The sequence below is a fragment of the Pseudomonas sp. IT-P12 genome (assembly GCF_949767465.1).
GTDB lineage: Bacteria > Pseudomonadota > Gammaproteobacteria > Pseudomonadales > Pseudomonadaceae > Aquipseudomonas.
This window is the reverse complement of the sequence record NZ_CATKPY010000025.1, coordinates 191,720-212,161: the sequence shown is the minus strand read 5'-3', so window position 1 is coordinate 212,161 and position 20,442 is coordinate 191,720. Positions and strand designations below refer to the sequence as shown.

Below are 20,442 nucleotides of genomic sequence, written 5' to 3'. Positions count from 1 at the left end.
CGACAGGCGTAAAAAACCCGCTGGCCCTGATGGCCCAGCGGGTTTCATTGCCGGCAAGCGGGATCAGAAATCCTCCAGCCGCCACACTTCATAAGCCGGTGTCTCGTAGGGATGGCTGAGCTTCAACGCGGCCACAGCGGCCCTGATCAACTCATCCGCCACCACCAGCTCAACCTTCCATTCGTCCACCACTTCAACCTGACCGAGCTGCCCGATGTACGGCTGGCTGCCGTCCAACGCGCGGAACTGGCCCTGGCCCAGCACTTGCCAGGCACAGTGGTCGTAGTCGCCGATGCGCCCGCCGCCGGCTTCGAAGACGGCGGTTTTCACCGTCTCGACGTGGCTGTCGGGCACGAAGAAGCCGAGCTTGTACACCGCCTCAGTTCACCCAGACGCGAGCGTTACGGAACATGCGCATCCACGGTGCGTCTTCGTTCCAGTCGTCCGAACGCCACGAGTTCTGCACCGCGCGGAACACACGCTCCGGGTGCGGCATCATGATCGTGACGCGACCGTCGCGACTGGTCAGGCCGGTGATCCCGCGCGGCGAGCCGTTCGGGTTGGCCGGGTAGGTCTCGGTGACCTTGCCGTGGTTGTCGACGAAACGCAGCGCCACGCAACCTGACAGGTCGGCTTCCAGCAGTGCTTCCTCGCTTTCGAACTCGGCATGGCCTTCACCGTGTGCGATGGCAATCGGCATGCGCGAACCGGCCATGCCTTGCAGGAAGATCGAGTTGGACTCCTGGACCTGGACCATCGCCACGCGGGCTTCGAACTGCTCGGAACGGTTACGCACGAAGTGTGGCCAGAATTCGCTTCCCGGGATCAGCTCGTGCAGGTTGGACATCATCTGGCAACCGTTGCACACGCCGAGGGTGAAGCTGTCGTTACGCTCGAAGAACCCCTGGAACGCATCGCGGGCACGGCTGTTGAACAGTGCGGACTTGGCCCAGCCTTCACCGGCGCCCAGTACGTCGCCGTAGGAGAAGCCACCACACGCCACCAGACCCTTGAATTCATTCAGGTCGACACGGCCGGCGAGGATATCGCTCATGTGCACGTCGATCGCGTTGAAACCGGCGCGGTCGAACGCGGCCGCCATCTCCACCTGACCGTTGACGCCCTGCTCACGCAGCACGGCAACCTGTGGACGAACGCCTTTCTTGATGTAAGGCGCGGCGACGTCCTGGTTCACGTCGTAGCTGAGCTTGAAGTTCAGGCCCGGGTTGTCTTCTTCCAACAGGACGTCGAACTCCTGATCGGCGCAGTCGGCGTTGTCACGCAGGCGCTGGATCTGGTAGCTGGTCTCGGCCCACTGGCGTTGCAGCAGACGACGCTGGCCTTCGAACACGGTATCGCCGTTGAAGGTGATGTTGATCTGGCCATTGTTGATGGGCTGACCGACCACCGATACGCAATCGCCCAGGCCAGCGGCGCTGAACTGCGCGAGGATGTCCGGCGTGGCGTCCTGGCGCACCTGGATGACCGCGCCCAGTTCTTCGTTGAACAGGATCGCGGCGATGTCGGCCGAGGTGTCCGCCAGGCTGTCGAGGTTCAGGTTCAGGCCACAGTGACCGGCAAAGGCCATTTCCACGACGCTGGTCAGCAGGCCGCCGTCGGAGCGGTCGTGGTAAGCCAGCAGGTGACCGTCGGCGTTGAGGCCCTGGATCACGGCGAAGAAGGCTTTCAGGTCTTCGGCGTCATCGACGTCCGGCGCGTGCCGGCCGAGCTTGCCGTGAACCTGGGCGAGGATCGAGGCCCCCATGCGGTTCTGGCCACGACCGAGGTCGATCAGGATCAGGTCGGTGGTGCCCTTGTCCATGCGCAGTTGCGGGGTCAGGGTCTGGCGGATGTCGGACACCGGTGCAAAACCGGTCACGATCAGGGACATCGGCGAGGTGACGGTCTTGTCTTCGCCCTTGTCGTTCCAGCGCGTGGCCATGGACATCGAGTCCTTGCCCACCGGAATGGTGATACCCAGCTCCGGACACAGCTCCATTCCCACCGCCTTCACGGTGTCGTAGAGGCGCGCGTCTTCACCCGGATGACCCGCGGCGGACATCCAGTTCGCCGACAGTTTGATGTCGGAGAGCTTGTTGATGCGCGACGCGGCCAGGTTGGTCAGGGTTTCGCCGATGGCCATGCGGCCCGATGCCGGCGCGTCGAGCAGGGCCAGCGGAGTGCGCTCGCCCATCGCCATCGCTTCACCGGTATAGACGTCGAAGCTGGTGGCGGTGACGGCAACGTCGGCCACCGGGACCTGCCATGGGCCGACCATCTGGTCACGGGCCACGAGGCCGGTGATGGTACGGTCGCCGATGGTGATCAGGAAGCTCTTGCTGGCCACGGCCGGGTGGTGCAGGACACGCTCGATGCTGTCGGCGATGTCCAGGGTCGACGGATCGAAGTCATCGCCCAGCTCGGCTTCGCGCACGACCGAACGGTGCATGCGCGGGGCCTTGCCCAGCAGCACTTCCAGCGGCATGTCCACCGGGTTGTTGCCAAAGTGACTGTCGGTGACGGTCAGTTGCGGCTCGGCTGTCGCTTCGCCGACCACGGCGAACGGGCAACGCTCGCGTTCGCAGATCGCCTGGAAGCGCTCGAAGTCCGCCGGACCGACCGCCAGGACGTAGCGTTCCTGGGATTCGTTACTCCAGATTTCGTGCGGGGCCATGCCCGGCTCGTCGTTTGGAATGTTGCGCAGTTCGAAACGGCCACCGCGGTCGCCGTCGTTGACCAGTTCCGGGAAGGCGTTGGACAGGCCGCCCGCACCCACGTCGTGGATGAAGCTGATCGGGTTCTTGTCACCCAGTTGCCAGCAACGGTCGATGACTTCCTGGCAGCGACGCTCCATTTCCGGGTTTTCGCGCTGTACCGAGGCAAAATCCAGGTCCGCCGAGCTGGTGCCGGTGGCCATGGAAGAAGCGGCACCGCCGCCCAGGCCGATCAGCATGGCCGGGCCGCCCAGCACGATCAGCTTGGAACCGACGACGATTTCGCCTTTCTGGACGTGTTCTTCACGGATGTTGCCCATGCCACCGGCCAGCATGATCGGCTTGTGGTAACCGCGCACTTCGTCGCCGTGGGGGGTGCTGATCGACTGCTCGAAGGTACGGAAGTAGCCGGTCAGTGCCGGACGCCCGAATTCGTTGTTGAACGCCGCGCCGCCCAGCGGGCCTTCGATCATGATGTCCAGCGCGGTGACGATGCGCTCGGGCTTGCCATACGGCACTTCCCACGGCTGTTCGAAGCCAGGGATCTGCAGGTTGGAGACGGTGAAACCGGTCAGGCCGGCCTTTGGCTTGGCACCACGACCGGTTGCGCCTTCGTCGCGGATCTCGCCACCGGAACCGGTGGAAGCACCCGGGAACGGGGCAATCGCGGTCGGGTGGTTGTGGGTCTCGACCTTCATCAGGATGTGCACCGGCTCCTGCACCGCGCCGTACTGGCGGGTTTCAGGGTCCGGGAAGAAGCGGCCGGCCACGTTGCCGACGATCACCGACGCGTTGTCCTTGTAGGCGGACAGCACACCTTCGCTGTGCATCTGGTAGGTGTTCTTGATCATGCCGAACAGGCTTTTTTCCTGGCTCTGACCGTCGATATCCCAACTGGCGTTGAAGATCTTGTGACGGCAGTGCTCGGAGTTCGCCTGAGCGAACATCATCAGTTCGATGTCGTGCGGGTTGCGCTTCAAGCCGACGAAGGCGTTGACCAGGTAGTCGATCTCGTCTTCGGCCAGGGCCAGGCCCAGCTCGACGTTGGCTTTCTCCAGCGCGGCGCGACCGCCACCCAGCACATCGATCGCCGTCAGCGGCTTGGGCTCGGCGTGGCTGAACAGGCCGGCGGCCTGCTCCAGGTTGCCGAGGACGATCTGGGTCATGCGGTCGTGCAGCGTGTCCGAGATCAACTGGGCCTCGGCCTCGCTGAACTGGCCGGTGACGTAGAACGCGATGCCGCGCTCCAGGCGCTGAATCTTGCTCAGGCCGCAGTTGCGGGCGATATCACTGGCTTTACTGGACCACGGCGAGATGGTGCCGAATCGTGGCAATACCAGGAACAGGCGACCGGTCGGCTCCTGTACCGGAACGCTTGGGCCGTACTTCAGAAGGCGCGCGAGCACCTGCTGTTCGTCGCCGGTCAGGACGCCGGTAACTTCGGCGAAGTGAGCGAATTCAGCATACAAGCCACTGACAGCCGGAATCTTCTGGCTCAGTTGCTCAAGGAGTTTGCTGTGGCGAAAGGCAGAAAGGGCAGGAGCGCCGCGCAGGATCAACATCTTCGGGACAGCCTCGGGAAGGGGTGTGCTTTGAGGCCGTGCATTCTAGCCTAAACCGCCCGCGACATCACCCGAAACGGTACACACGGTCGTCCTCGGGCGTCGAGCCGTTTTTTTGCGCCGGGGACGGCGTTTCGCCCCGGGTTATTTTTACTGTCACAAATTGTCGTCAAAGCCCATTCCTGCGGGCTCCAGAGGGGTTTCTCCCGCTCTAGCAGACAAGGCCCTCGCTGTCGATATATGGCGCTCGTGGTCCTTTGCGTATACTGCGAAGATGTTTTCCCCAACGGCTTTGCGTCCGCGATGCGCCAAATGGCTGATCGCTACCGGACTCTTCCTGGTGCTCAGTGGCTGTGTTGATAAACCCAACACGCTCGAGCGCGTAAAGGAGGATGGCGTGCTGCGGGTGGTCACCCGAAACAGCCCCGCCACCTACTTTCAGGATCGCAACGGTGAAACCGGCTTCGAATACGAGCTGGTGAAGCGCTTCGCCGACGATCTGGGGGTCGAACTCAAGATCGAAACCGCCGACAACCTCGACGACCTGTTCGACCAGGTGGGCAAGCCCAACGGTCCGGTCATCGCTGCGGCCGGCCTGGTCAGCAGCGAACAGCGCAAGAAGCAGGTACGGTTTTCCCACTCCTACCTCGAAGTCACCCCGCAGGTCATCTATCGCAACGGCCAGTCGCGGCCGACCGATCCCAAGGATCTGGTCGGCAAGAAGATCATGGTGCTCAAGGGCAGCACCCACGCCGGACAACTGGCGGAACTGAAGCAGAAATTTCCCGGTATCGAATACGAAGAGTCCGACGCGGTGGAAGTCGTCGACCTGCTGCGCATGGTCGATGAAGGCCAGATCGACCTGACGCTGGTCGACTCCAACGAAGTGGCGATGAACCAGGTCTACTTCACCAATATCCGGGTCGCCTTCGACCTGGGTGATGCCAGCGACCAGAGCTGGGCGGTGGCGGCCGGTGACGACAACAGCCTGCTCAACGAAATCAACGCCTACCTCGACAAAGTGAAGAAGAACGGCACCCTGCAACGGCTCAAGGACCGTTACTACGGGCATGTCGACGTGCTCGGCTACATGGGCGCCACCACGTTTGCCCAACACCTGCAGCAGCGGCTGCCCAAGTACGAGCAGCACTTCAAGAACTACGCGAAAAAGGAAAAGGTCGATTGGCGCCTGCTGGCGGCCATCGGTTACCAGGAATCGCTGTGGCAACCGGCCGTCACCTCGAAGACCGGCGTGCGCGGCCTGATGATGCTGACCCAGAACACCGCGCAGGCCATGGGCGTGTCCAATCGCCTGGACCCCAAACAAAGCATCATGGGCGGTGCCAAGTACCTGGCCTACATGAAGGATCAACTGGACGAGTCGATCCAGGAACCGGATCGCACCTGGTTTGCACTGGCGGCCTACAACGTCGGCAGCGGTCACCTGGATGACGCGCGCAAGCTGGCGGCCAAGGAAGGGCTGAACCCGGACAAGTGGCTGGACGTGAAGAAGATCCTGCCGCGCCTGTCGCAGAAGCAGTGGTACAGCAAGACCCGCTACGGCTATGCCCGCGGCGGCGAACCGGTGCACTTCGTGGCGAACATCCGCCGCTACTACGACATCCTGACCTGGGTCACGCAGCCGCAGCTTGAAGGCAACCAGGTCGCCGAGGGCAACCTGCACGTCCCGGCCATCGACAAGAGCAAGCCGGCGCAGGAAACGCCGCCGCTTTAAAAGACACCATCACATCAAGTGTGGGAGCGGGCTTGCTCGCGAATGCGTCGTGTCAGTCGACATCACAGTTGACCGACATGACGCTTTCGCGAGCAAGCCCGCTCCCACATGGGTTTTGCATCAGCCCTCAGACCTTGGCAGCGGCCAGGATCAACGCTTTCATCTCGGAAACCGCCGACTTGAAGCCAACGAACAACGCGTGCGCCACCAGTGCGTGACCGATATTCAGTTCATTGATGCCCTTGATCGCCGCGACCGCTTCCACGTTGTGGTAGTGCAAACCGTGGCCGGCATTGACGATCAGGCCCTGGGCCAGGCCAAACGCCACGCCGTCGGCGACCCGCTTGAGCTCTTGCGCAACGTCGGTCGGTGTTTCGGCATCGGCATAGCGCCCGGTGTGCAGTTCGATGGCCGGTGCGCCGACACGGCGCGAGGCTTCGATCTGCCGTTCATCGGCATCGATGAACAGCGACACCTCAGCGCCGAGCTTCGACAGGCGCTGCACCGCCGCCTTGATCCTCTCCTCCTGCCCCGCCACGTCCAGGCCGCCTTCGGTGGTCAGCTCCTGGCGGGTTTCCGGGACCAGGCAGATATGCGCCGGGCGAATGCGCTCGGCGAACGCCATCATCTCTTCGGTGACGCCCATTTCGAAGTTCATGCGGGTCTGCAGCACCTCCTTGAGCAGCAGTACGTCGCGCTCCTGGATGTGCCGACGGTCTTCACGCAGGTGCACGGTGATGCCGTCAGCGCCCGCCTCTTCCGCGTCCAGTGCCGCCTTGACCGGATCCGGGTAGCGAGTGCCCCGGGCCTGACGCAGGGTGGCAACGTGGTCGATGTTCACGCCAAGAAGAATGCGGGTGCTGGTGGTCACGGAAATGCTCCAGAAGAAGAGAAAGTTCGGTGCACAGCATACATGCTAGGGTCTGTTAATGCTGGATGACGGCCCGCGTTGCGCGCCAACGCGACTCGCCATACAGCATCGACAAACCCTAGGGCTTTCGAAACAACTCTCGGGAAACCAGGGGACGACCGCCCAGATGAACCGCCAGCGCCTGACGCATCAGGCGCTTGGCGGCGGACAACGCACCGGGGGCCGACCAGTCGGCCTCGGCCATGGCCAGCAGTTCGGTGCCGTTGAACAGGCCGGGTTGCAGCAGGTAGACCTGCTCCAGGCCAGCATCCACTTGCAGGCGGTAGAGGCCGTTGGGCGCGATGGGCTCGCCGTGGATGTCGGTGGACAGCGCGAAACCGTAGCCGAGATCGTCGAGCAGGCGCCATTCGAAGGAACGCAGCAAGGGCTCCAGCGGCCGGCCTTCGGCCAACGCGAGCAGCGTCGCGGCATAATGATCGAACACCGAGGGATGGGGGTCTTCGGCTGGCAGCAGGCGAATCAGCAGTTCGTTCAGATAGAGGCCACTGAACAGCGCTTCGCCGTTGAGCCAGGTGGACACACCGCTGCCTTCCATGCGCCCGACATTTTTCAGTTCGCCCCGCCCGCGAAACTCGACTTCCAGTGGCACGAACGGCCGCGCCAGCGTCCCCGCCTTGCCCCGCGCACTGCGCAACACCGCCCGCAGTCGCCCTTGCGGCGTGAGGAAGTCCACCAGCGCGCTGCTTTCACGGTAGGCGCGGGAGTGGAGGACGTAGGCCGGTTGGCCGATGGGCGGGGTTGGGGACATGGACTTCTCGTTCAAGAAACGCAGGATTGAACACTAGCCAAAAACACTGTGGGAGCGGGCTTGCTCGCGAAAGCGGTGGTTCAGTCAACACATGTGTTGAATGTCAGTCCGCCTTCGCGAGCAAGCCCGCTCCCACATTGGATCGGTGTGCTGCCCCGGGCTCTTACAAATCGCCATAACCCAGCGAACGCAGCGCGCGCTCGTCGTCGGACCAGCCGCCCTTGACCTTGACCCAGAGGTTAAGCATGACCTTGGAGTCGAACAGCAGCTCCATGTCCTTGCGCGCCTCGGTGCCGATGCGCTTGATGCGCTCGCCCTTGTCGCCAATGATGATTTTCTTCTGGCCGTCGCGCTCGACGAGGATCAAGGCATGGATGTGCAGGGTTTTGCCCTGCTGCTTGAACTCCTCGATTTCCACGGTGATCTGGTACGGCAATTCGGCGCCCATCTGGCGCATGATCTTTTCGCGCACCAGTTCAGCCGCGAGAAAACGGCTGCTGCGGTCGGTGATCTGGTCTTCCGGGAAGAAGTGATCGTTTTCCGGCAACTGCTCGGCAATCACACGCTCCAGCGCATCGAGGTTGTGCCCGTGCTGCGCCGAAATCGGAATGATCTGCGCGTTGGGCAGTTGCTCCTGCAGCCAGGACAGGTGCGGCATCAGCTCAGCCTTGTCCTCGATGCGGTCGGTCTTGTTCAGCGCCACGATCAGCGGTCCGGTCACGTACTGGACGCGCTCGAGAACCATCTGGTCTTCTTCGGTCCACTTGGTCCGATCCACCACGAAAATCACCACGTCGACGTCTTTCAACGCCGCCGAAGCGGTCTTGTTCATGTAGCGGTTCAGCGCCTTCTCGCCGCCCTTGTGCATGCCGGGAGTGTCGACATAGACCGCCTGCACGTGGCCTTCGGTCTTGATGCCCAGCATGTTGTGGCGCGTGGTCTGCGGCTTGCGCGAGGTGATCGCGAGCTTCTGGCCAAGGATGTGGTTCAGCAGCGTGGACTTGCCCACGTTGGGACGGCCGACGATGGCAACATAGCCACAGCGTGTTGCGATTGAATCAGTCATTGCCATTCTCCACACCCAGGGCAATCAGTGCTGCGGCGGCCGCTACCTGTTCGGCAATACGACGGCTCACACCCTGACCCCGGCTTTTCTCATTCAGTAAGGTGACTTCGCATTCGACGAAGAACGTTCGGCAATGCGGTTCGCCCTGGATATCCACCACTTCGTAACGCGGCAGCTCGCAACCACGCGATTGCAGGAACTCCTGCAGGCGGGTCTTGGGGTCCTTGTTGGTGTCGACCAGCGTCAGGCCTTCGAACTCCCCGGCCAGCCAGGCCAGCACGCGCTCGCGTGCCACATCGATGCCAGCATCCAGGTAGATCGCACCGATCAGCGCTTCCAGGGCGTCGGCCAGAATCGACTCGCGACGGAAACCGCCGCTTTTCAGCTCGCCGGACCCCAGGCGCAGGTAGTCGCCCAGATCAAAACCACGGGCCAGCACCGCCAGGGTTTCACCCTTGACCAGCCGCGCGCGCAACCGTGATAACTGGCCTTCGCGGGCCAGCGGAAAGCGATCGAACAGCGCTTCGCCCGCCACGAAGTTGAGGATGGCATCACCGAGGAATTCCAGGCGCTCGTTGTTGCGTCCGGCAAAACTGCGGTGAGTCAGGGCCAGGACCATCAGTTCCTGATCCTTGAAGGTGTAGCCGAGCTGACGCTCTAGACGGCTTAAGGAGGCGCTCACGGTTTACCCACGCTGAGTTCGTGGCTGGATTCCAGCGCCATCACCAGGGTGCGGCGCAGGCTTGGGACATTTAACGCTGTGTTCAAAAATTACGTCCTGAATATCATTGTTTTCATGCATTGGACGCCGCGAGTGGCGGATCCAGAAATGCATTCGGCGCTGTGTTGAACAGCGCCGCGTGTGATTACTTGATCAGGCCAACCCGCGAGAAGTTCGGCAGGTGACTGAGTTTGGGTTCCGGCCAGCTCATCCAGACTGCGAAGGCCTTGCCGACGATATTCTTGTCGGGAACCATGCCCAGCAGGTCCTTGGGAATGCTCGGATCATCCCAGTAACGACTGTCGTTGGAGTTGTCGCGGTTGTCGCCCATCATGAAATAGTGCCCGGCAGGCACGGTCCAGGTATGGTCCGGCGCGGCGCGGTAACGGCTCATTTCCTTGCGGATCAGGTGCTCGGCGGCACCGAGTTTTTCCTTGTAGAGCTCGGCACTGCCCAGGGTGCCCGGCTCGGAACCGACCAGTTGCTCGGCAATCGACTCGCCATTGACGAACAGTCGCTTGTCGGCGGTGTAACGCACCTGGTCACCCGGCAGCCCCACCACACGCTTGATGTAGTTGACGTTGGGATCGCTCGGGTAGCGGAACACCATCACATCGCCGCGCTGCGGATCACCCACCTCGATGACTTTCTTGTCGATGACCGGCAGGCGGATCCCGTAGGAAAACTTGTTCACCAGGATGAAGTCGCCCACGTCCAGGGTCGGTTTCATCGAGCCGGACGGGATCTGGAACGGTTCCACCAGGAACGAACGCAGGACCAGTACGATGAACAGCACCGGGAAGAACGACTTGCCGTATTCGACCAGCAACGGCTCCTTGTTCAGTTTCTCGAGCACCACCCCGTCAGGCTGGCTGACGCTGCCCTGATAGGAGGCGATGGCGGCACGCCGGCGCGGCGCCAGGAAAACCAGATCGAGCAACGCCAGGAGGCCGCAGACGAACACGGCGATGACCAGCAACAGCGGGAAATTTAGTGACATAGGACCTAACTATCCAACCTGAGCACGGCGAGGAAGGCTTCTTGTGGGATTTCCACGTTACCGACCTGTTTCATGCGTTTCTTACCGGCCTTTTGCTTTTCCAGCAGTTTCTTCTTACGGCTGACGTCACCGCCGTAGCATTTGGCCAATACGTTCTTTCTGAGTGCCTTGACGGTTGTACGCGCCACAATCTGACCGCCAATGGCGGCCTGGATTGCCACGTCGAACATCTGCCGTGGAATCAGCTCTTTCATTTTCTCGGTCAACTGGCGACCTTTGTAGTGCGAGTTGTCACGGTGCACGATCAGCGCCAGGGCGTCGACTCTGTCACCGTTGATCAGCACATCCAGTTTCACCAGATTAGCCGACTGATAGCGATCGAAATGGTAATCCAGCGAAGCATAGCCGCGGCTGGTGGATTTGAGACGATCGAAGAAGTCGAGCACGACTTCGTTCATCGGCAGGTCGTAGGTCACCTGCACCTGGGAACCGAGGAACAGCATGTCGACCTGCACACCGCGTTTTTCGATGCACAGGGTGATGACGTTGCCCAGATGCTCCTGTGGCACCAGGATGTTGGCGCGCACGATCGGCTCGCGCATGTCTTCGATCGCCGAGACATCCGGCAACTTGGACGGGTTGTCGACGTAGATCGTTTCGCCGGTCTTGAGCACCAGCTCGAAGATGACCGTCGGTGCCGTGGTAATCAGGTCCAGGTCGTATTCGCGCTCCAGGCGCTCCTGGATGATTTCCATGTGCAGCATGCCGAGGAAACCGCAACGGAAGCCGAAGCCCAGGGCGTCGGAGCTTTCCGGGGTGTACTGCAGCGAAGAGTCGTTGAGGGTGAGCTTCTGCAACGCTTCGCGGAAATCCTCGAAGTCGTCGGAGCTGACCGGGAACAGGCCGGCATACACCTGCGGCTGAATGCGCTTGAAGCCCGGCAGGACTTCCACGTCAGGCGTGGAGGACAGAGTCAGGGTGTCACCGACCGGGGCACCGTGGATGTCCTTGATGCTGGCGATGATGAAGCCCACCTCGCCCGCCTTCAGGTCGGCCGTGGCGGTGTGTTTCGGGTTGAACACACCGACGCTGTCCACCAGGTGGATCTTGCCGGTGGACTTGACCAGGATCTTGTCGCCTTTCTTCACGCGGCCATGACGGACACGGACCAGGGACACGACGCCCAGGTAGTTGTCGAACCAGGAGTCGATGATCAACGCCTGCAGCGGATCCTCGATGTTGCCGGTCGGCGCCGGAATGGTGGTGACCAGGCGCTCCAGCACTTCATCGACGCCCAGACCGGTCTTGGCACTGCACGTGACCGCGTCGGTGGCATCGATGCCGATGATTTTCTCGATCTCTTCCTTGACGCGCTCGGGCTCGGCCTGCGGCAGGTCGATCTTGTTCAGCACCGGCATCACTTCCAGGCCCTGTTCGATCGCCGTGTAGCAGTTGGCGACCGACTGCGCTTCCACGCCCTGACCGGCATCGACCACCAGCAGCGCACCTTCACAGGCCGCCAGCGAGCGGCTGACTTCATAGGTGAAGTCAACGTGGCCGGGGGTGTCAATGAAGTTCAGCTGGTAGGTAATACCATCTTTGGCTTTGTAGTACAGGGTGACGCTGTGCGCCTTGATGGTGATTCCGCGCTCACGCTCAAGGTCCATGGAGTCCAGTACCTGGGCTTCCATTTCACGCTCGGCCAGGCCGCCGCACATCTGGATGAAACGATCGGCCAGCGTCGACTTGCCATGGTCAATGTGGGCGATGATGGAGAAATTGCGGATATGACTCAAATCACTCACGGATCAACACTCAAAAAGGCTGCAGGCATAGCCCGCCGAAAAATAGCCGGGAATTGTACCTGATCCACGGCGCAAGCGTCACGTTCGCAGGTCAGACGGCACCTGTAAAAAAGCCCCGGTCTGGCGACAGGGGCGTTTTTATCGGCTGCAAGGGCTGGAAACCGCCGGTATCAACCGGCGCGGCGCAACAACCAGACCCCGGCCAGGGCGCAGATACCCGCCGGAACCAGCACCGCAAACAGCGGCGAAAAGCCGAACACCAGGCTCGAAGGCCCGAGCAAATCCTGGACGATGCGGAAGGTGAACCCCACCAACACGCCGGTGAACACCCGCTGACCGAGGGTCACCGAGCGCAGCGGGCCGAAAATGAAGGAGATCGCCATCAGCACCAGGGCAGCGGTGACCAACGGCTGCAACACCTTGACCCAAAATGCCAGCCAGTAACGGCCGTTGTTGAGCCCCTGCTCCGCGAGGTAGTGGATGTAACCCCACAAACCGGTGATCGACAACGATTCGGGGGCCATCACCACGGTGCTCAGCAATTGCGGGCTCAAGGCGACGTTCCAGCGCTCGACAGGCGAGTTCACCACTTCGGTACTGCGCTCATGGAACAGCGTGGTGGTGACGTCGCTGAGCTGCCAGTGATCCTTGTCGAACTCGGCACGCTTGGAAAAGCTCGCCGAGAGCATGTGCCGCTCCTTGTCGAAGTGATAACGGGTCACACCGTACAGAATGCCGTTGGGTTGCACCGAGTTGACGTGAATGAACTCGTCGCCCTGACGGTGCCACATGCCGTGCTTGGCACTTTGCGCGTCGCCACTGCCCTGGGCCAGCGAACGATTGGCCTGGGCGGTGCTTTCGGTCGCCGGGGCGATGTATTCGCCAATCAGCACACCGACCAGCATCAGGACCAGCATCGGCTTCATGACCGCCCAGACGATCCGGCCAATCGACACGCCAGCGGCGCGCATGATGGTCAGCTCGCTGTTGCTGGCCAGGCTGCCGAGGCCGATCAGGCAACCGATCAACGCGGCCATTGGCAGCATGTCGTACAAACGACGCGGCGCGGTCAGCAAGACGTAGCTGAGGATATCGAGGAGCGTGTAGGTATCGCTGGCATCGCCCATCTCGTCGATGAACGCGAACAACGTTGCCAGGCCGAGAATGATCCCCAGGACCGCGAGGATTGCCATGAACACGCTGCTGCCGATGTAGCGGTCGAGCTTAACCACGGGCCACCTCCAGCGCGCTGCGACGGCTTGCCATCTTCAAGCGCAAAGGTTCCCAGTACAGAAGGCCCAGACCGATGACCAGGAATATCCCGTGCACCCACCACAGCCCCAGTGCTGGCGCAATCTTGCCCTTTTCAAGGGCGCCGCGGGCGGCAATCAGGATGGTGAGGTAGGCCATATAAAGAAGAATCGCCGGCAGCAGCTTGAGAAAACGACCCTGGCGCGGATTCACCCGCGACAGCGGCACCGCCATCAGGGTCACGATGAACACCAGCAACGGCAGGGACAAGCGCCATTGCAGCTCGGTGCGCGAACGGATGTCATCGCTGCCCACCAGGGACGCGGTGGTCATGGCGTCGCGGTCGGTGACTTCATCGCTGACATCCGGCTTGGGCAGCAGGACGCCATATTCGTCGTACTTGATCGCCCGGTAATCGGCCTGCCCCGGGTTGCCGTCGTAACGGTAGCCGTTGTCGAGAATCAGGTAGCGGTTGCCATCAGGGCGGATTTCCTGACGGCCCTTCTCGGCCACCAGCACGGAAATCCCACGGTCCTTGTTATCCGAACCGAGATTTTTCTGGGAAATGAACACGCCCGCCAGGTTGACCCGGTCATCGGACAGTTGCTCGGTGTAGGTCACCCGCGTCCCGTCGCGCAGCGCCTGGAAACGACCGGGCTCCAGGGTGTCGAATTCGGTCAGGGCGTCCTGCTTGTTCAGCAGCAACTGAAACTGATTGGCGCCCTGAGGGGCCAGGCTCAGGCTCAACCAGGCCACCACCAGCGCCACGATCGCGGCCGGGAACAGGGTCATGCGCAGCAGGCGCTGCTGGCTCATGCCCGTGGCCGACAGCACGGTCATTTCGCTTTCGAGGTAGAGGCGGCCGTAGGACAGCAGGATGCCGAGAAACAGCCCCAGCGGCAGGATCAGTTGCAAGAAGCCCGGCAGGCGGAAGCCCATGATCAGGAACAACGAGCCCGGATCGAGCTGACCCGAAGCTGCCTGCGCGAGGTATTTGATGAAGCGCCCGCTCATGATGATGACCAGCAGCACCGCACTCACGGCGCTCAAGGTCAACAGGACTTCGCGGGATAAATAACGGAAGACGATCAAACCAGACACTCCAGGGTTGTCAGGCTGAGGCGGCCAGACAAGCGAATGTATCAGGCAGCCCGCAAGACAGAGCCGCCGAAAAATTTGGCGCATTATCCTGTGATTGAGTGCGCCTGTCACTGCGCAATGCATCGACCCTGCGCGAGCGAGCCGGCTCGCGACGGGAGTCCAGACAACGCGGGCCATGAGTCGGCGCGCGTCATCCTTGATGTCCACAACGAGCACTCCAACGTGGATCGACCGCTGCACATTCATGCCGTCGAGGGTTGTCAGGCGCCGGTAGCGAGGTTCAAACTGCGGGCTTTGCCGCAGGCCCTCGCTTGCAGCGCTCTCTATTCTTAAGCAGGCTCGGTCGCACGTCATCGAGCCCTTGCGTGTTGACCCATCACTCAGGGAACCGGACATGGAACTGGTTGTAAAAAGCGTTAACCCCGAAACGTTGAAAACCGCCACCCTGGTGGTCGCTGTTGGCGAAGGCCGCAAGCTCGGCGCTGCCGCCACCCAGATCGACGCCCTGAGCGGCGGCGCCCTCAGCGCCGTGCTCAAGCGCGGCGACCTGCTGGGCAAGGTTGGCCAGAGCCTGTTGCTGCACAGCCTGCCGAACCTGAAAGCCGAGCGCGTGCTGCTCGTGGGCGTGGGCAAGGACGAGGAACTGGGCGATCGCCCGTTCCGCAAGATCGTCGCCGGTATCCTCAACACCCTCAAGGGCCTGGGCGGCAGCGACGCAGTGCTGGCCCTGGACGAAGTCGTGGTCAAGGGCCGCGACAGCTACGGCAAGACCCGCCTGCTGGCCGAAACCCTGGTCGATGGCGAATACACTTTCGATCAGTTCAAGAGCCAGAAAGCCGAACCTCGCGCCCTGAAAAAAGTCACCCTGGTGACCATCAAGGCCGCCCAGGCCGAAGTCGAGCGCGCCGTGGCCCACGCCCGCGCGATTGCCAACGGCATGGCGTTCACCCGCAACCTGGGCAACCTGCCGCCGAACATCTGCCACCCGACGTTCCTCGGCGAACAAGCCAAGCAGCTGGGCAAGGAATTCAAGAGCCTGAAGGTCGAGGTCCTTGACGAGAAGAAGATCAAGGATCTGGGCATGGGCTCGTTCTATGCCGTTGGCCAGGGCAGCGCCCAGCCTCCGCGCCTGATCGTCATGCAGTACAACGGCGGCAAGAAATCCGAGAAGCCGTACGCACTGGTCGGCAAGGGCATCACCTTCGACACCGGCGGCATCAGCCTCAAGCCGGGCCTGGGCATGGACGAAATGAAGTACGACATGGGCGGTGCCGCCAGTGTCTTCGGCACCCTGCGCGCCGTGCTCGAGCTGAAACTGCCGATCAACCTGGTGTGCATCCTGGCCTGCGCCGAGAACATGCCGAGCGGCAACGCTTCGCGTCCGGGCGACATCGTCACCACCATGAGCGGCCAGACCGTGGAGATCCTCAACACCGACGCCGAAGGCCGCCTGGTGCTGTGCGACGCCCTGACCTACTCCGAACGCTTCAAGCCGCAGGCGGTGATCGACATCGCCACCCTGACCGGCGCCTGCGTCGTGGCACTGGGCGCCCACACCTCGGGCCTGCTGGGCAACAACGACGTGCTGATCGACCAGCTGCTGAGCGCCGGCAAGGCAGCGGATGACCGCGCCTGGCAACTGCCGCTGTTCGATGAGTACCAGGAACAGCTGGACAGCCCGTTCGCCGACATCGCCAACATCGGCGGCCCGAAGGCCGGCACCATCACCGCCGCCTGCTTCCTGTCGCGCTTCACCAAGAACCTGAACTGGGCGCACCTGGACATCGCCGGCACGGCCTGGACCAGCGGCGGCAAGGACAAGGGCGCCACCGGCCGTCCGGTGCCTTTGCTGACCCAATACCTGCTGGACCGCGCCAAAGCCTGAAACCGATGACCTTGAGCAGCGTCCTCTATAAAGGACGCTGTTCCTGGCTCAGGAACCGCAATGACCAAAGTCGACTTTTATATCCTGCCCAGCGCCGATCCTTCGGCACGGCTGGATTTCGCCTGCAAGCTCACCGAGAAAGCCTGGCGCATGGGGCACCGCATCTACCTGCATTGCAGCGATGCCGCCCAGCGTGACGATCTCGATGCGCGCCTGTGGTCCTTCAAGGGCGAAAGCTTCGTGCCCCACGGCCCGGCCGACAGCGAGCCGGACGGTTCGATTGTGCTGGGTCTTGGCGAAGACTGCGGCCAACACCAGGATCTGCTGGTCAACCTGGACCTGAAAGTCCCGGCCTTCGCCCGCCAATTCGCCCGCGTGGCGGAAGTGGTGGTGGAAGACCCGACGATTCGCGCAGCGGCGCGGGAGAGTTTCCGTTTCTACCGCGAACAGGGCTATCCTCTGCAAGATCACCGTTTACAGCGACTCTGAGCATTCCGATGGACACTCCAAAACCGCTGCAAAAACCCGCGCACCTGCTGGATGACCTCGAGTCGATCCGCCAGTTGCTCGGTGATGACAACCTGCAACCGCCGCTACTGACCGACACGGTCGAGGCCGGCGAACAGGAACAGATTCCCATGCTGTTCGACACGGTCAGCGCCAGCCAGCCCACCGTCGAACCGCCGCCAGCCGCGCCGAAGACCAGCGCGGGCCCTGACGCCCTGCTGCACCTGGACAGCGAACTGCGCGCCGCCGCGCAATTGATCATGCAGGACGTGATCGATGACTTCGCCCCGCACATCGAGACCGAAATCAAACGCCGCCTGAGTGCGCGGATGGAGCGGTTGCTCAGCCAGTACAACGACTGATTCACCTCCCCCCTGCTCGCGATGGCGATCCAACTGCCAGCTTGATCGGTCACCGACAGACCGCTATCGCGAGCAGGCTCGCTCCCACAGGTGACTCCAGCGCTTTCCAGGGCACGCCCTGTCCGCCCCCGCTCGCCCTGCGCCCCGCGCCCCGCTATACTCGTCGGCTTTTCCTGAATTGATGCCAATAGGGTCCCGCCGCGCATGGATAAGACCTACCAGCCGCACGCCATTGAAACTTCCTGGTACAACACCTGGGAGTCCGAGAATTACTTCGCCCCGCAAGGCGCGGGCGAGTCCTACACCATCATGATCCCGCCGCCGAACGTCACCGGCAGCCTGCACATGGGTCATGGCTTCAACAACGCGATCATGGACGCCCTGATCCGTTTCCGTCGCATGCAGGGTCGCAACACCCTGTGGCAGCCGGGCACCGACCACGCGGGTATCGCCACGCAAATGCTGGTGGAGCGCCAACTGGAAGCCCAGGGCCAGAATCGCCACGACCTGGGCCGCGAGAAATTCCTCGAGAAGGTCTGGGAATGGAAGGATCAGTCCGGCGGCAACATCAGCCGCCAGATCCGCCGCCTCGGTTCGTCCGTGGACTGGAGCCGCGAGCGCTTCACCATGGATGACGGCCTTTCCGAGGCCGTAAAGGAAGCCTTCGTGCGCCTGCACGAAGACGGCCTGATCTACCGCGGCAAGCGCCTGGTCAACTGGGACACCAAGCTGCACACGGCGATCTCCGACCTCGAAGTGGAAAACCACGACGAGAAAGGCTTCCTGTGGAACCTCAAGTACCCGCTGGCTGACGGCGCCAGGACCGCTGAGGGCAAGGACTACCTGATCGTCGCGACCACTCGCCCGGAAACCATGCTAGGCGACTCCGCCGTCGCGGTGAACCCGAACGACGAACGCTACAAAGCCCTGATCGGCCACTTTGTCGAGCTGCCGCTGGTCGGCCGCCGCATTCCGATCATCGGCGACGATTACTGCGACCCTGAATTCGGCACCGGCTGCGTGAAAATCACCCCCGCCCACGATTTCAACGACTACGAAGTCGGCAAGCGCCACAACCTGCCGCTGCTGAACATCTTCGACAAGAATGCCAGCGTGCTGCCCGCCGTGCAGGCGTTCAACCTCGACGGCACGCTGAACGAAAGCATCGACGGCAAGATCCCGGCCGAATACGCCGGCCTCGACCGTTTCGAAGCGCGCAAGCAGATCGTTGCCGCCTTCGACGCCGCCGGCCTGCTGGTCAGCGTTGACGACCACAGCCTGAAAGTCCCGAAAGGCGACCGCTCCGGCACCGTGATCGAGCCGTGGCTGACCGACCAATGGTACGTATCGACCAAACCGCTGGCCGAGCCGGCGATTGCCGCCGTGGAAGACGGCCGTATCCAGTTCGTGCCCAAGCAGTACGAAAACATGTACTTCTCGTGGATGCGCGACATCCAGGACTGGTGCATCAGCCGTCAGCTGTGGTGGGGCCACCGCATTCCGGCCTGGTATGACGAGTCGGGCAAGGTCTACGTCGGTCGCGACGAGGCCGAAGTGCGCGCCAAGCACAACCTCGGCGCGGACGTGACGCTGCAACAGGACAACGACGTTCTCGATACCTGGTTCAGTTCCGGTCTGTGGACGTTCTCCACCCTGGGCTGGCCGGAGAAGACCGAATTCCTGAAAAAATTCCACTCCACCGACGTGCTGGTGACGGGCTTCGACATCATTTTCTTCTGGGTTGCCCGGATGATCATGCTGACCATGCACCTGATCAAGAACGAGGACGGCACCCCCCAGGTCCCGTTCAAGACCGTTTACGTGCATGGCCTGGTGCGTGATGGCCAGGGCCAGAAGATGTCCAAGTCCAAGGGTAACGTCCTGGACCCGCTGGACATCATCGACGGCATCGAGCTCGAGGCACTGGTGCAGAAACGCACCTCCGGCATGATGCAGCCAAAACTGGCGAAGAAGATCGAGAAGCAGACCCGCGACGAGTTCGCCGAAGGCATAGCCAGCTACGGCACCGACGCCCTGCGCTTCACCTTCTGCTCGCTGGCGTCCACCGGCCGTGACATCAAGTTCGACATGGGTCGAGTGGAAGGCTATCGCAACTTCTGCAACAAGATCTGGAACGCCGCGCGCTATGTGCTGGACAAGGGTGAGGACTGCGGCCAGAACGGCGAGGCCTACGAATTGTCGCTGGCCGATCGCTGGATCATTTCGCAGCTGCAACGGACCGAAGCCGAAGTGACCCGTCAGCTCGACCAGTTCCGTTTCGACCTGGCCGCACAGGCCTTGTACGAGTTCATCTGGAACCAGTATTGCGACTGGTACCTGGAACTGTCCAAGCCTGTGCTGTGGGACGAGAACGCGCCGGTCGAGCGCCAGCGCGGCACTCGTCGCACGCTGGTTCGCGTACTGGAAGTGGCCCTGCGTCTGGCGCACCCGTTCATGCCGTTCATCACCGAAGAAATCTGGCAGCGCATCGCGCCGCTGGCCGGTATCGAAGGCAAGACGATCATGCTGCAAGCCTGGCCGGTGGCCAACGAAGAGCGCATCGATCCGGCCGCCGAAGACGACATCGAATGGCTCAAGGGCCTGATGCTCGGCACGCGTAACATCCGTGGCGAAATGAACATCGGCCCGGGCAAACCGCTGCCGCTTTTCCTGAAGAACGTCAGTGCCGAAGATCAGCGTCGCCTCACCGAGAACGAAGCGCTGCTGAAGAAACTGGCGCGCCTGGAATCGATCACCGTACTGGCCGCTGGCGAAGAAGCCCCGCTGTCCGCCACTGCACTGGTGGGTGAGATGGAAGTGCTGGTGCCGATGGCCGGGCTGATCGACAAGGGCGCCGAACTGGCGCGTCTGGACAAGGAAATCCAGCGCCTGCAGGGCGAAGTCCAGCGGGTCGGCGGCAAGCTGTCCAACGCCGGCTTCGTCGACAAGGCCCCGGCCGAAGTCATCGAGAAAGAACGCGCCAAGCTGGCCGAAGCCGAACAGGCGCTGGGCAAGTTGGCCGAGCAGCACGCGCGGATTGCCAGCCTGTAACGG

At 62.3% G+C, this 20,442-nt stretch carries 15 protein-coding genes; 5 read left to right on the top strand and 10 right to left on the bottom strand.

What is annotated here, in order from left to right; translation table 11 throughout:
- Positions 1 to 63: 63 nt before the first annotated feature.
- Positions 64 to 375: a YqfO family protein gene (locus ACM6IM_RS24450; RefSeq protein ID WP_192305234.1), complete on the bottom strand. Its 312-nt coding sequence runs from the start codon at positions 373 to 375 to the stop codon at positions 64 to 66.
- Between the two features lie 4 nt (positions 376 to 379).
- Entirely contained in the window at positions 380 to 4,276 is a 3,897-nt protein-coding gene (gene purL / locus ACM6IM_RS24445; protein WP_414866533.1) for a phosphoribosylformylglycinamidine synthase, read from the bottom strand.
- Positions 4,277 to 4,550: 274 nt separating this feature from the next.
- Between purL and mltF the strand changes: the two genes are divergently transcribed.
- On the top strand, positions 4,551 to 6,011 hold the full coding sequence (gene mltF, locus ACM6IM_RS24440; RefSeq protein ID WP_192305230.1) for a membrane-bound lytic murein transglycosylase MltF: 1,461 nt from the start codon (positions 4,551 to 4,553) through the stop codon (positions 6,009 to 6,011).
- Positions 6,012 to 6,138: 127 nt separating this feature from the next.
- On the opposite strand, the gene pdxJ is transcribed toward mltF, so the two are convergent.
- From pdxJ to lptF, 8 genes are all read right to left on the bottom strand, one after another.
- Positions 6,139 to 6,882: a pyridoxine 5'-phosphate synthase gene (gene pdxJ, locus ACM6IM_RS24435; protein ID WP_414866532.1), complete on the bottom strand. Its 744-nt coding sequence runs from the start codon at positions 6,880 to 6,882 to the stop codon at positions 6,139 to 6,141.
- Positions 6,883 to 7,000: 118 nt separating this feature from the next.
- A complete protein-coding gene (gene recO, locus ACM6IM_RS24430; protein WP_414866531.1) occupies positions 7,001 to 7,690 on the bottom strand; it encodes a DNA repair protein RecO in 690 nt (229 codons plus the stop codon).
- A 163-nt stretch (positions 7,691 to 7,853) separates the two neighbouring features.
- Positions 7,854 to 8,756, bottom strand: coding sequence for a GTPase Era (gene era, locus ACM6IM_RS24425; RefSeq protein WP_192305224.1), 903 nt, complete (start codon positions 8,754 to 8,756; stop codon positions 7,854 to 7,856).
- Positions 8,749 to 9,438 carry a ribonuclease III gene (gene rnc / locus ACM6IM_RS24420; protein WP_192305220.1) on the bottom strand — a complete coding sequence of 230 codons (690 nt, stop codon included), beginning with the start codon at positions 9,436 to 9,438 and terminating at the stop codon, positions 8,749 to 8,751. The genes era and rnc overlap by 8 nt, the downstream gene beginning before the upstream one ends.
- 184 nt (positions 9,439 to 9,622) lie before the next feature.
- Positions 9,623 to 10,477 (bottom strand): signal peptidase I, encoded by an 855-nt coding sequence (gene lepB / locus ACM6IM_RS24415; RefSeq protein ID WP_414866530.1) that lies wholly within the window; start codon positions 10,475 to 10,477, stop codon positions 9,623 to 9,625.
- 5 nt (positions 10,478 to 10,482) lie between these two features.
- Positions 10,483 to 12,282: a translation elongation factor 4 gene (lepA, locus tag ACM6IM_RS24410; RefSeq protein WP_192305216.1), complete on the bottom strand. Its 1,800-nt coding sequence runs from the start codon at positions 12,280 to 12,282 to the stop codon at positions 10,483 to 10,485.
- A gap of 170 nt (positions 12,283 to 12,452) precedes the next feature.
- A complete protein-coding gene (gene lptG / locus ACM6IM_RS24405; protein WP_192305214.1) occupies positions 12,453 to 13,514 on the bottom strand; it encodes an LPS export ABC transporter permease LptG in 1,062 nt (353 codons plus the stop codon).
- Positions 13,507 to 14,625: an LPS export ABC transporter permease LptF gene (gene lptF / locus ACM6IM_RS24400; protein ID WP_201194165.1), complete on the bottom strand. Its 1,119-nt coding sequence runs from the start codon at positions 14,623 to 14,625 to the stop codon at positions 13,507 to 13,509. Before lptF ends, lptG begins: the two co-directional genes overlap by 8 nt.
- Before the next feature lie 403 nt (positions 14,626 to 15,028).
- Between lptF and ACM6IM_RS24395 the strand changes: the two genes are divergently transcribed.
- The 4 genes from ACM6IM_RS24395 to ACM6IM_RS24380 all read left to right on the top strand — a co-directional run bounded on the left by ACM6IM_RS24395 (position 15,029) and on the right by ACM6IM_RS24380 (position 20,439).
- Complete coding sequence (locus tag ACM6IM_RS24395) at positions 15,029 to 16,519, top strand: leucyl aminopeptidase (RefSeq protein ID WP_414866529.1); 1,491 nt, start codon at positions 15,029 to 15,031, stop codon at positions 16,517 to 16,519.
- A 60-nt stretch (positions 16,520 to 16,579) separates the two neighbouring features.
- Positions 16,580 to 17,008, top strand: a complete 429-nt coding sequence (locus tag ACM6IM_RS24390; RefSeq protein ID WP_414866528.1) for a DNA polymerase III subunit chi — start codon at positions 16,580 to 16,582, stop codon at positions 17,006 to 17,008.
- A gap of 8 nt (positions 17,009 to 17,016) precedes the next feature.
- Entirely contained in the window at positions 17,017 to 17,388 is a 372-nt protein-coding gene (locus ACM6IM_RS24385; RefSeq protein ID WP_201194171.1) for a DNA polymerase III subunit chi, read from the top strand.
- 204 nt (positions 17,389 to 17,592) lie between these two features.
- Positions 17,593 to 20,439 (top strand): valine--tRNA ligase, encoded by a 2,847-nt coding sequence (locus ACM6IM_RS24380; RefSeq protein WP_201194173.1) that lies wholly within the window; start codon positions 17,593 to 17,595, stop codon positions 20,437 to 20,439.
- Positions 20,440 to 20,442 lie beyond the last annotated feature (3 nt).